Genomic DNA, 11,084 nt, shown 5'->3' with positions numbered 1-11,084 from the left:
GGGGCGGATCGACGCCGCCGCGGCCGCCCGTATCAACGGGGTCCGCGCGGGGGGCGGACGGATCATCCCCGTCGGCACGACCTCGCTCCGCCTGCTCGAAAGCGCCGCGGACGAGGGCGGCGCGATCCATGCCTTCGAGGGTGACACCGCGATCTTCATCACCCCAGGCCATTGTTTCAAGGCGACCGACGGCCTGATCACCAATTTCCATTTGCCCCGCTCAACCCTGTTCATGCTGGTCGCAGCGCTGATGGGGCTCGACGTGATTCGGGCTGCCTATGCGCATGGGATTCGCGAGGGCTATCGCTTCTACTCCTATGGAGATGCGAACCTGTTGCTGCCCGGGCTGACGAGAGATCGCGGAGTCGAAACGACTGATCGGTGAATGCGGAGCCGCGGATGAGGTGGCTGGGACGCGCAAGCGACACTATTCGGCCGTTTGCAGTCGCGGCGGCGCAAGCCGTTGAAATTGACTTGCGAAACCAAGAAAACGAAGGCAGTCGATGCCGCGGCAAAAAGGCCTCTGACCCGCGATCGTCGCGGGCGGACTGATAGGGGAACTCAAGACCATGAAGAAAGTTACGTTCGCGGCGCTCGCCGTCGCAGCGGCGCTGGGCGTGTCGAGCGCCGCCCAGGCCCAGGAAACCGCCCCCGGCGCGCATCCCTATGCGGGCGTGCAGGTCGGACTGCACAATCTCGGCATCGACGAAGACGACTTCGCCGGCATCCCCGGCCTCGACATCGACGACAGCGCCCTGATCTACGGCGCCTATGCCGGCGTCGACTTCGACATCGCGCAGGGCGCCGTGATCGGCGTCGAGGGCAATTTCAATCTCGGCAACGGCCCGGTCGACAACGAGTTCGGCATCGCCGGCCGGATCGGCCACCGCACCGCCAACGGCTCGGTCATCTACATTCGCGGCGGCTATCAGTGGATCAATATCGATCCCAGCGGCCTGACCGGCCTCAACGTCACGGACGCCCAGTTCGAGGCCGCGGGCGGTGACGACACCATCGGCGACTATCTGGTCGGCGTCGGCGCGGACATCTCCACCGGTGGTCCGGCCCGTATCCGGGTCGCCGTCGACACGATCTCGTTCGACACGCTGCGCGCGACGGTCGGCGTCAACTTCGGCTTCTAAGTCCGAGGTTTTCGAAGAGGGCGGCCGGCATTCGCGCCGACCGCCCTTTTTGTTGGCCCGTAGGAAATAGTTGACATCGGCAACTAATCGGGCGCATCCTTGCGGGCGATGACCGATGCCGTCGCCGCCCTGCGCGCCTTCAACCGCTTCTATACCCGCTTCGTCGGCGCCCTCGACGCGCACTACATGGACAGCGGCCTCTCACTCGTCGAGGCGCGTTTGCTCTACGAGATCGCCCATCGCGCGGCGCCGCTCGCCGCCGAATTGCAGGCCGAGCTGGGGCTGGACGCCGGCTATGTCAGCCGCATCCTGCGGCGCTTTCAGAGCAAAGGCTGGATCACGCGCGGGCGCGGCACGGACGCGCGGGCGCGGCCGATCCGCCTTACCCACGCCGGCCGTGCGGCCTTCGCGGCACTCGACGCGACGACGCGCGGCGAGGTCGAGGCGCGGCTCAACGGGCTCGGGCCGGCGGAGCGGGAGACTTTGGTGGAGGCGCTCGGCGCGGTGACGGTGCTGCTGAGCGGCAAGGAGGTGCCCTGGCAAATCCGCACTTTCCGCGCCGGCGACCTCGCCTTGATCGCCTCGCGCCAGTCGATCCTCTACGAGAGCTACGGCTGGGGGCGCCCGATGGAGATCCTCCAGGGCGAGGTCACCACCGCTTTCCTCAGGGACTTCAAGCCGGGCCGCGAGCAATGCTGGGTGGCCGAGCAGGCCGGGACGATTGCCGGCGCAGTGCTGCTCGTCGACGCGGGCGAAGATGTCGGTCAGCTCCGCCTCCTCCACGTCGAGCCCTGGGCGCGGGGGCGGGGGATCGGCGCGGCCTTGGTCGCCGAATGCGTGAAGTTCGCGCGCGCGGCGGGCTATGCGAAGATGCGCCTGTGGACCCACACGGTGCTGACCAGCGCCCGCCGCATCTACGAAGCGCAGGGCTTCCGCATCGTCGCCACCGAAGTGCACGACGAATTCGGCAGGCCCGAGCAGGGCGAGACCTGGGAGCTGGGGCTGGCGCGATAAGCGCGTCGCACAGTTCGATATGGCGAGGCGGGCCGACCTCTGACATGATGCCGCCATGCGTTGGTGGCTCATCCCTTCCATCTTCTTTCTCATCTCGGCCTCGCCCGCCACGGAGGAGGCGGAGCGGCTGGCCGCGGCCGGCAACGATGCGGCGGCCTTTGCCATCGTCGAAGCCGCCTCAGGGCGTGGCGATGCAGACGCCACCAACCATCTCGGTTGGTTCTACGATGTCGGCCGCTACGTGGGGGAGGACCGGGCGCGCGCGGTCGCGCTCTATCGAAGGGCCGCCGAACAGGGCCAGCGCGATGCACAATGGCGCCTGGGGGTCATGCTCGACATGGGCGATGGTGTCCCCGAGAACCCGGCTGAAGCATTCCAGTGGATCAGCAGAGCCGCCGCGCAGGGGAGCTCGCGCGCCATGGTGAGCATGGGCGTCATGTATGCGGGTGGGCGCGGCGTCGAGCGCGACTATGCGCGCTCCCGCCACTTTTATCTTGCCGCCGCACGGCTGGGCGAGGCGCACGGTTTCTATGGCGTCGGAGTCCTCCACGCCAATGGCGAAGGCGTGGCGCAGGACCGGCAGGAGGCGTTGGCATGGTTCCTTTGTTCGGCGTCGATGGGCGACGAAGAAGCGCGGCAGGCGGTCGAGGAGATGAGGCTGGATTCGGCCGCCACGGCAAGCGCGGCGGCGCGCGCCAATGCGATTTTTCGGGACATGGGTATCACCGGCCATCAGGTCCGATTCCGCGATCTCGACGCGGAACGCGCGCCGCCGGTCACCTGACTCGGCTTTCGTAATCTGGACTCGATCCGGTCGCGTCCTTCTAGAAATCGATCTCCACCGAGGCCGCGCTGCGTTTGGCCTCGCCGTGGAAGACGGCTTCGATATTGTTGCCGTCGGGATCGAGCAGGAAAGCGGCGTAATAGCCGGGATGATAGGAGCGCTCGCCGGGCGCCCCGTTGTCCCTGCCGCCGGCGGCGAGCCCGGCGCGATAAAAGGCGTCGACGGTTTCCCGGTCCTTCGCCTGGAAGGCGAGGTGATGGCGCCCGGTCAGCTCGCCCAGGGCCTCCGGGCTGGCCGGGCTCGAGACGAACAGCTCGTCGGCCCAGAAATGCTCGTCCGCGCTGCCACCGATAGGGATTTCCAGCACGTCAAGGACGGCTTCATAGAATTTCCGGCTTGCCGCCAGGTCGGCCACGACCAGCTGGATATGGTCGATCAGCCGGCCGCGTTGCAGCTGCATTCCCACTTTCCGTCTCCCAAAGCGTTCAGGGGCGTCAATCCATGATGCCGCCGGAGGGTCCCGGCGGCATTTGCCTCAGCCTCGCGCGGCGCTAGGGGAGGGCCATGGTCGCGCCGTTCGATTTCGCCATTTCCGCAACGGATGGACGCGCGCGGACGGGCACCCTCCGCATGGCGCGCGGAGAGATCGCGACGCCTGCATTCATGCCGGTGGGGACGGCGGGGACGGTGAAGGCGATGAAGCCGGCGGACGTGCGCGCCTCGGGCGCGGACATCATCCTCGGCAACACCTATCACCTGATGCTCCGTCCGGGCGCCGAGCGTGTGGCGCGGCTTGGGGGCCTGCACGAATTCATGGGCTGGAGCGGTCCGATCCTGACCGATTCCGGCGGCTATCAGGTGATGAGCCTTTCCGAGCTGACCAAGGTGAACGAGGAGGGCGTCGCCTTCGCCAGCCATCTCGACGGCAGCCGCCACCTGCTGAGCCCCGAGCGTTCGATGGAGGTCCAGACCCTGCTCGGCTCGGACATCGTCATGGCCTTCGACCAGCTCGTGAAGACGACCGACCCGATCGACGCCCAGCGCGCGGCGATGGAGCGCTCGATGCGCTGGGCACGGCGCTCGCGCGACGCGTTCGACGCGCTGAGCAATGTGAGCGCGTTGTTCGGCATCCAGCAGGGCGGGCTCGACGAAGGGATGCGCGCGGCCTCGGCCGAGGCCCTCAGCCAAATCGGCTTCGACGGCTATGCAGTGGGCGGGCTCGCGGTCGGCGAGGGGCAGGAGGCGATGTTCGCCTGCCTGGATTTCGCGCCCGCCCAGCTGCCCGAGGACCGGCCGCGCTATTTGATGGGCGTCGGCAAGCCGGACGACGTCGTCGGCGCGGTCGCGCGCGGCATCGACATGTTCGATTGCGTGCTGCCGACCCGCTCCGGGCGCACCGGCCAAGCCTTCACCCGCGACGGCCCGATCAACATCCGCAACGCCAGGTTCGCCGAGGACCCGGAGCCGCTCGATCCGGATTCGCCGGTGGCCCGATGGTCGAAGGCCTATCTCCACCATCTCGTCCGCTCGGGCGAGATTTTGGGTGCGATGCTGATGACCGAGCACAATCTCTGGTTCTACCAGCGGCTGATGCGCGAGCTGCGCGAGGCGATCGCCGGGCAGCGCCTTGCCGCCTACGCCGCCGCTTTCGTGACGCGCTATCGCGGCCAGGCCGGTCCGGATCGGCTCAAAAGCTAACTTTTATTTTACGAGTCGAAGTAATAGGACTCCACCGACTGTCGCCGTGCAGCCGGGGGAAGAATCGAATGTCTCGTCAGGACAAGATATTGTTTGCCGTCTTGTCGCTGTTCATCCTGGCGGCATTCGTGATCTGAACGGCGACAAGGCGGTCCGGAGTTCCAGCCCCACTTCCGACTGGACCCCGGCTTTCGCCGGGGAACTCGACGCGATCAGCCGCCGAAGCCGGTGCCGAGGAAGCTGGGGACTGGGCCGTTCCAGTCGCCATCGTCGGGTTCCGGCTCGGGCTCGCGCGCGGGCGCGCGTTCGCGGCGCGGCGGCCGTTCGCGCTTTTCGGCCCGGGGCGCCTCTGGCCTTTCCGGCTTCTCGCGGCGGCCACGCCTCGGCCTCTCCGCGCGTTCCCCGGGCTCGGCACGCTCCTCGCGCGCGGGCTGCTCGCGCGCCTCGCGCGTCGGACCGGCCTCGCCGCCGTCGTCCATCGCGGTCAGCTTGGTGCCGGTCAGCTTCTGGATATTGTCGATCGACTCCTCGGCGGCGCTCGTCACCAGGGTGATCGCGACGCCGGTCTTGCCCGCGCGGCCGGTGCGGCCGATGCGGTGGACATAATCGTCCGGATGCCAGGGCACGTCATAGTTGAAGATGTGGCTGACGTCCTTGATGTCGAGGCCGCGCGCGGCGACGTCGGAGGCGATCAGCACGTTGATTTCGTCCGCCTTGAAGCGGGCGAGCTCGCTGATCCGCTCCGATTGCTCCATGTCGCCGTGGATCTGGCCGACCTTGAGATGGCCGCGCGTCAGGCTGGTGGCGAGCTCGCGCACCGTCGTCTTGCGGTTGCAGAACACGATCGCGGAGCGGACCTCGTCGCGGCGGAGCAGGGCGGCGAGCGCGTCGCGCTTCTTGCGCGAATCGACGCGGAGCACGCGCTGGTCGATGAGTAGGTTCGACGAGGCGGGCCGGGCGACCTCGATCGACTTGGGATTGTCGAGGAACTTGTCGGCGAGCTTCTTGATCGGCGGCGGCATCGTCGCGCTGAACAAAAGCGTCTGCCGGTTCTTCGGCAGCTTCGAGCAGATTTCCTCGATATCCGGAATGAACCCCATGTCGAGCATCCGGTCGGCCTCGTCGATGACGAGGAGGCTGCAGCCGTTCAGGAGGATCTTGCCGCGGCCGAACAGGTCCATCAGCCGCCCGGGCGTCGCGATCAGCACGTCGACGCCTTTTTCGAGCTTCTTGATCTGGTCGGCCATGTTGGTGCCGCCGATGAGCAACGCCATGTTGAGCTTGTGATATTTTCCGTATTTCTCGAAATTCTCGGCGACCTGCATGGCGAGCTCGCGGGTCGGCTCGAGGATCAGCGAGCGCGGCATGCGCGCGCGGCTGCGCCCCTCGCCCAAAATGTCGATCATCGGCAGGACGAAGGCGGCGGTCTTGCCCGTACCGGTCTGCGCGATGCCGACCAAGTCGCGCATCATCAGCACTGAGGGGATGGCCTGCGTCTGAATCGGCGTCGGCGTGTCGTAGCCCGCCTCGCTGATGGCGCGGAGCAATTCGTCGGAAAGGCCGAGATCGGCAAAACTCATCTAAAAATCCGGGATTGGCGCCTTCGTTGGGGGAGGCCGCTTCGCGCTGGCGCTTGTGCGAAGCGGGGTGGCTTGTCAAGCAAAGCGGGTCAGCGCCGCTCGGGCCGCAGCAGCCTGAAGCGCTCGATCTGGCACTCGCCGCCGGCGCGGCTGCGGATCGAATCGCGGTCGGCGCAGATCCGCCCGTCCTCTGTCGCGTTGACATAGAAGCCGCGATAATAATCGAGGGCCGGACAGCGGCTTTCCAGCCTTGCGCGCAGCCGGCTGCTGTCGCGCATGATGAGATCGACGCTGTTCTGGCCGAGCAAGCTCGCGCCGACGATGCGGTCGGCGGCGACGCAGCGGGGGCCGGCACTTTCGCGCCAACGGATCAGCGAATTGCCGGCCGGGGCGACGCGCAGCGCACCGCGGGGCACGCGGATGATGATCTGCTGGCGCATCGTCATCGTGCCGACGCGGCCGCGCGGGCGCGGCGCCTCCTGCCAATCGAACGCGAACAGCAGCAAGGCGGCGGTTCCCGCGAGGATCAAGGACGTGACTCCATCGCCGACCCGCTTTCCCCTGGACGCTTGAACATTGGATGAATTGCCCCCCGGAGGACGCGCGCCTATCAGCCCGGCGATGGCTTATGCGTCTCCGGCCCTGCTCCGCAAGCTCGCCGATCTGCTCGGCCCCAAGGGCTTCAGCACGGAGCCGGCCGAGCTGGCGCCCTGGCTCAGCGACTGGCGGGGGCGCTACCATGGCCGGGCGGCCGCCTTGCTTGCGCCGGCGCGCCGCGAGGAAGTCGTCGAGATCGTCCGGCTGTGCGCGGCGGAGGGCGTACCGCTGGTGCCGCAGGGGGGCAATACCTCGATGGTCGGTGGGGCGACTCCGGACGGCTCGGGCGCGGCCCTGCTGCTCTCCTTGCGACGGATGAACCGGATCCGGTCGCTCGATCCCGAGGCCAATCTCGCCGTGTGCGAAGCGGGGGTGATCCTTAGCACTTTGCACGAGGCGGCGCTCGAGGCCGGGCGGCGCTTTCCGCTGACCCTGGGGGCGAAGGGCTCGGCGACAATCGGCGGACTGGTCTCGACCAATGCGGGCGGCACGCAGGTGCTGCGCTTCGGCAATATGCGGCGGCTGGTCCAGGGGATCGAGGCGGTGCTCCCCGACGGCAGCCTCTACGAGGGGCTGACGCCGCTCAAGAAGGACAATCGCGGCTACGATCTCGGCCAGCTGCTGATCGGGGCGGAGGGAACGCTGGGGGTCGTAACCGCGGCGAGTCTCAGGCTGGTGTCGGCGGTGGGATCGCGCGCCGTCGCCTGGGCCGGAGTGGCCGACCCCCTGGCGGCGATGGGGCTGCTGCACCACTTGGAGGCGACGCAAAAGGAGGCGATCGAGAGCTTCGAGCTGGTGCCGCGCAGCGCGCTCGACCTTGTCTTGATGCACGTTCCCGGCACGCGGTCGCCGCTCGCTACGCCCGCGCCGTGGAACGTCCTGATCGAGGCGGTCTCGCCGCTGGTCGCGCCGAGCCCGGAGCCTTTGCTCTACGAAGGGCTGCGCTCGGCGCACGAGATCGGGCTGGTCGGCGACGCGACGATCGCGGCGAACGAGGCGCAGGCGGAGGCGTTCTGGCGGCTGCGCGACTCGATCTCGGAGGCCGAGAAGAAGGACGGGCCGGCGGCCAAGCACGACATCTCCGTCGCGGTCGCCGACATGCCGGGCTTCCTGGTCTCGGCGGCGGCTGCGGTCGAGGCGCGTTTCGCCGGCACGCGGGTCAGCGCCTTCGGCCATCTCGGCGACGGCAACATCCACTTCAACGTCCGCGCGCCGGAAGGGACGCGGGCGGACTGGGTCGAGATGACGGGCGCCGAGGTCACCGGCTTCGTGCACGATCTCGTCACCGCGGCGGGCGGCTCGATTTCGGCCGAGCACGGTATCGGCCAGATGAAGCTGGCCGAGCTTGCCCGGCTCGGCGGCGCGGCGCGGCTCGGCGCGATGCGGGCCATCAAGGCGGCGCTCGATCCCAAGAGCATCATGAACCCGGGCAAGCTCGTCCCGCTTTGATTCCACCGACGGGCTTGCGGAACGCGGCGCGCCGCAATAGACGGTCGGCCGCACGTGCGGACGCGATGCGCCGCCCTTTTCAGACCCTTACGGAGACAGACTCATGGCGACCCAGCCCGCGCCGCAACTGCCGGTTTTCTACAAGAATCTGATCCCGCTCTCGACCACCGAGCATGCCGGTTATTCGAGCAAGGGCAGCGACACCGCCGAATATCTGGTCGGCCAGCACGCGGTGCCGATCACGGTCGACGAGTTCATTCACGGCCAGCGCAGCTTCCCGATCGTCTTCTCGGTCGGCGACAATCCGGTGCCGCTGGCGCTGATGGGGCTGAACGAGGGCGTCAACGTGTTCGTCGACGAGACCGGCAAGCCACACCAGCAATTCTACGTCCCCGCTTATGTCCGCCGCTACCCGTTCCTGCTCGCCCGGCTCCAGCCCGACGCGAAGGAGCTCTCGCTCTGCTTCGACCCGGACAGCGGCCTGGTCGGCAAGTTCAAGGATGGCACCCCCCTGTTCGAGGACGGCAAGCCCACCGACAACCTCAACAACATCCTCAAATTCTGCGAGGATTTCGAGACCGCGATCCAGCGCACCCAGGCCTTCGTCAACGAGCTCAAGACGCTCGACCTCTTGATCGACGGCGAGGTCTCGATCCAGCCCGCGGACAGCGAGCAGCCCTTCGTCTATCGCGGCTTCCAGATGGTCGCCGAGGACAAGCTGCGCGAGATGAACGGCGACCAGCTGCGCAAGCTCAACCAGAACGGCATGCTCACCCTGATCATGGCCCACCTCTTCTCGCTGACCCAGATCACCGACATTTTCGGGCGGCAGATGCAGCAGGGCAAGGTCCCGACCGCGACGGCGGAGCCGGCCCCCGCCGACGCGTAAGCGGCGACTGCGAGGCCCGGGGCGGCGCCCTCCCGGGCCGCCGCCAAGCCGTTGAAAGCCGGGGAAAGCTTCCTATCTAAAGGTCAGCGTCGTCGTATTTCCCCCTTTGCGACGGCGCGACGCGCCTCTCGTCCGCGAGAGGCGCCCTCCCTGAACTTGGCCGCCTCACGAAATCTCGTGAGGCGGTCTTTTTGTATGCGCGGCCCGCGACGCGGCGGCTCCAGCTCCGTTCGCTGGCGCTCCATGACGAACCGGCTAAGGTGAATCTGCAACAAGACCCCGCGAGCCCGGTCGGCGTCCCCGCGGGTGTCAGAGGGGGCTGGTGATGCGAAACACGACAATAACGGTCTGGGTGCTGGGCATTGCCGGGCTGCTTCTCATCGCCCTGGGGGCGGCGCTCATTGTGCGGGATCGGGCGCAGCTCGCCGAGGCGCGCGACTGGCCGAGCGTCGAGGGACGGATCACCTCGGGCTACGTCGCGACGCAGCGCGGCAGCGGGCGCACCCGCACCCGCTATTTCCCGCGCATCGAATATTCTTATTCGGTAGAAGGGCGGACCTACAGCAATCATTATATCTGGCTCACCAGCTCGCGCGGCTTCTCGACCGAGGACGGGGCTCGGCAGGTGCTGCGCACCTATCCGGTGGGGAGCATCGTCCCGGTCTTCTACGCGCCCGCCGATCCGCAGCGTTCGGCGCTGGAGGTGGAAGGCGAGACAGGCGCGCTCACCATCCTCGTCGTCGTGGGCTTGGCGCTCCTGGGCATAGCGTTCTGGCTGCGGCGGAAGGTTGCTCCACGTCCCTAGAGCACGAGGAGTCGGCTCCGACGGTCAATCGCGACGTCTCTGCATATGTCCGCTTTCGACCCCTTGCGGCCATTCGGCGACTGGGCATCATCAAGGCGTGGATGCACAAGGATCGAAATTGAGGCCTCACAGGCTATTCTTCGCTGCCATAGCATTGTCCGGCTGTGAGACAACGGCTGGCGGGAGGGAGCGACCTCTCGTCGCTGCTGCCACAATCAGCGGGGAGGGCGTCATCGCTGTTGATGTGACAGGGATGGAGCCTCAAGTAGCGATCATTCGACGTGACGCAGCAAGACTAGGCTGGCGGGTCACCTGTGAGGGAAGCGCAGGTGAGGAACGGGTCCTCCGGCTCACCATCCCAGCAGGGTCCGAGGAAGCAGTTCGCTCCTACTTTGATCCTCAGGACCATATTGGCTCATCCACGCGTTTCTACTCTCGCCAGGATATGCCCCCGGCAGGTTGTGACCAACAGCAACCTACGACGAGTTCTTCTCGCCCCTCCTCCATTCTCGCCTTTGGTCCTCGTGAGTTGTTGACCCCGCTGCTAGATGTTGCTCGCGCATGCGGTTTCGCTTCGTCTGCCATTCGGGAGCGGCGGCAGGAGGATGTGCCGCAGGGCACTCCGAATCTTCAGGATGACTGGCTCACGCTGGATGCCGGGGAAGACACAACCCCTCGCTACGGGCCAACGATCTGCTTCGTGCAAATGCAAAGCAGAGGCCCTGCCACCAGCCGACGCTGAATGTCTGCTAACCACTCGTTGCGGACGTAAGCGGGGATTACGGTGACAGTTTACTTAACCCCTAAATTCTGAGCGCCGCTATGCCGCCGGCCAGACCCCGAATGCTCCTCAACAACGCGATGCGCTGGGGCGAGTGACGCAGCCGGGAATACGACTCGACAGACCGAAGCCCTGGGGGATCAATTCCCCCGCGGCCCCCGGCGGTCGGGGGCGCGGACCGGCTCGAGCGGGTGGGGCTGGGCGATCGGGGCGGGGAGGGCGGGGCCGGTCCGCGCCGTCGGCGGCGCCTGCGTGCCGGCCGGGCCGCCGGCCTGGAGCGCGGCGGCGACCTCTTCGGGCGTCGGCGGCGGCACGTTGTCCGAGCCGATCGAGGCGCGCACGATC

General features: G+C 67.3%; 12 protein-coding genes. 8 read left to right on the top strand and 4 right to left on the bottom strand.

The genetic code is table 11. The features are described from left to right. From ACT4N8_RS14905 to ACT4N8_RS14890, 4 genes are all read left to right on the top strand, one after another. The coding region (locus tag ACT4N8_RS14905; protein WP_444858903.1) for an S-adenosylmethionine:tRNA ribosyltransferase-isomerase at window positions 1-385 on the top strand (385 nt) is incomplete at its 5' end. Between the two features lie 184 nt (window positions 386-569). Then, a complete protein-coding gene (locus ACT4N8_RS14900; protein ID WP_444858902.1) occupies window positions 570-1,142 on the top strand; it encodes a hypothetical protein in 573 nt (190 codons plus the stop codon). 108 nt (window positions 1,143-1,250) lie between these two features. Further along, window positions 1,251-2,156, top strand: a complete 906-nt coding sequence (locus tag ACT4N8_RS14895) for a bifunctional helix-turn-helix transcriptional regulator/GNAT family N-acetyltransferase (protein ID WP_444858901.1) — start codon at window positions 1,251-1,253, stop codon at window positions 2,154-2,156. Between the two features lie 55 nt (window positions 2,157-2,211). Continuing rightward, the gene (locus ACT4N8_RS14890) at window positions 2,212-2,940 is read left to right on the top strand and encodes a tetratricopeptide repeat protein (RefSeq protein WP_444858900.1); all 729 of its coding nucleotides are present in this window, start codon (window positions 2,212-2,214) and stop codon (window positions 2,938-2,940) included. Between the two features lie 40 nt (window positions 2,941-2,980). Here ACT4N8_RS14890 and ACT4N8_RS14885 read toward each other — a convergent pair whose 3' ends face one another. Beyond that, window positions 2,981-3,400: a VOC family protein gene (locus tag ACT4N8_RS14885; protein WP_444858899.1), complete on the bottom strand. Its 420-nt coding sequence runs from the start codon at window positions 3,398-3,400 to the stop codon at window positions 2,981-2,983. Window positions 3,401-3,504: 104 nt separating this feature from the next. Between ACT4N8_RS14885 and tgt the strand changes: the two genes are divergently transcribed. Further along, on the top strand, window positions 3,505-4,638 hold the full coding sequence (gene tgt, locus ACT4N8_RS14880) for a tRNA guanosine(34) transglycosylase Tgt (protein WP_444858898.1): 1,134 nt from the start codon (window positions 3,505-3,507) through the stop codon (window positions 4,636-4,638). Between the two features lie 212 nt (window positions 4,639-4,850). Here the strand turns inward: tgt and ACT4N8_RS14875 are convergent, their stop codons facing one another. Both ACT4N8_RS14875 and ACT4N8_RS14870 read right to left on the bottom strand, forming a co-directional pair. After that, on the bottom strand, window positions 4,851-6,218 hold the full coding sequence (locus ACT4N8_RS14875; RefSeq protein WP_444858897.1) for a DEAD/DEAH box helicase: 1,368 nt from the start codon (window positions 6,216-6,218) through the stop codon (window positions 4,851-4,853). A gap of 89 nt (window positions 6,219-6,307) precedes the next feature. Next, window positions 6,308-6,748, bottom strand: a complete 441-nt coding sequence (locus ACT4N8_RS14870; protein WP_444858896.1) for a hypothetical protein — start codon at window positions 6,746-6,748, stop codon at window positions 6,308-6,310. Window positions 6,749-6,839: 91 nt separating this feature from the next. Here ACT4N8_RS14870 and ACT4N8_RS14865 point away from each other — a divergent pair, with 91 nt between their 5' ends. The 3 genes from ACT4N8_RS14865 (at window position 6,840) to ACT4N8_RS14855 (ending at window position 9,958) form a co-directional block, all read left to right on the top strand. Next, entirely contained in the window at window positions 6,840-8,264 is a 1,425-nt protein-coding gene (locus ACT4N8_RS14865; protein ID WP_444858895.1) for an FAD-binding oxidoreductase, read from the top strand. Between the two features lie 103 nt (window positions 8,265-8,367). Further along, entirely contained in the window at window positions 8,368-9,153 is a 786-nt protein-coding gene (locus ACT4N8_RS14860) for a SapC family protein (RefSeq protein WP_444858894.1), read from the top strand. A gap of 325 nt (window positions 9,154-9,478) precedes the next feature. Continuing rightward, window positions 9,479-9,958: a DUF3592 domain-containing protein gene (locus ACT4N8_RS14855; RefSeq protein WP_444858893.1), complete on the top strand. Its 480-nt coding sequence runs from the start codon at window positions 9,479-9,481 to the stop codon at window positions 9,956-9,958. 921 nt (window positions 9,959-10,879) lie between these two features. Here ACT4N8_RS14855 and ACT4N8_RS14850 read toward each other — a convergent pair. Continuing rightward, window positions 10,880-11,084, bottom strand: a 205-nt coding sequence (locus ACT4N8_RS14850) for a hypothetical protein (RefSeq protein ID WP_444858892.1), incomplete at its 5' end; no start/stop codon positions are given.

The sequence above is a fragment of the Sphingosinicella sp. genome (assembly GCF_052387495.1).
GTDB lineage: Bacteria > Pseudomonadota > Alphaproteobacteria > Sphingomonadales > Sphingomonadaceae > Allosphingosinicella.
Note: the sequence above shows the minus strand (reverse complement) of the source record. Positions and strands in the feature narration are given on the sequence as shown.

Excerpts from the sequence above, each read along its gene's own strand:
- ACT4N8_RS14865 (WP_444858895.1), top strand. The coding sequence starts at position 6,840 with ATGGCTTATGCGTCTCCGGCCCTGCTCCGCAAGCTCGCCGATCTGCTC.
- ACT4N8_RS14875 (WP_444858897.1), bottom strand. The coding sequence starts at position 6,218 with ATGAGTTTTGCCGATCTCGGCCTTTCCGACGAATTGCTCCGCGCCATC.
- ACT4N8_RS14895 (WP_444858901.1), top strand. The coding sequence starts at position 1,251 with ATGACCGATGCCGTCGCCGCCCTGCGCGCCTTCAACCGCTTCTATACC.
- ACT4N8_RS14860 (WP_444858894.1), top strand. The coding sequence starts at position 8,368 with ATGGCGACCCAGCCCGCGCCGCAACTGCCGGTTTTCTACAAGAATCTG.
- ACT4N8_RS14900 (WP_444858902.1), top strand. The coding sequence starts at position 570 with ATGAAGAAAGTTACGTTCGCGGCGCTCGCCGTCGCAGCGGCGCTGGGC.
- ACT4N8_RS14890 (WP_444858900.1), top strand. The coding sequence starts at position 2,212 with ATGCGTTGGTGGCTCATCCCTTCCATCTTCTTTCTCATCTCGGCCTCG.
- ACT4N8_RS14885 (WP_444858899.1), bottom strand. The coding sequence starts at position 3,400 with ATGCAGCTGCAACGCGGCCGGCTGATCGACCATATCCAGCTGGTCGTG.
- ACT4N8_RS14855 (WP_444858893.1), top strand. The coding sequence starts at position 9,479 with ATGCGAAACACGACAATAACGGTCTGGGTGCTGGGCATTGCCGGGCTG.
- tgt (WP_444858898.1), top strand. The coding sequence starts at position 3,505 with ATGGTCGCGCCGTTCGATTTCGCCATTTCCGCAACGGATGGACGCGCG.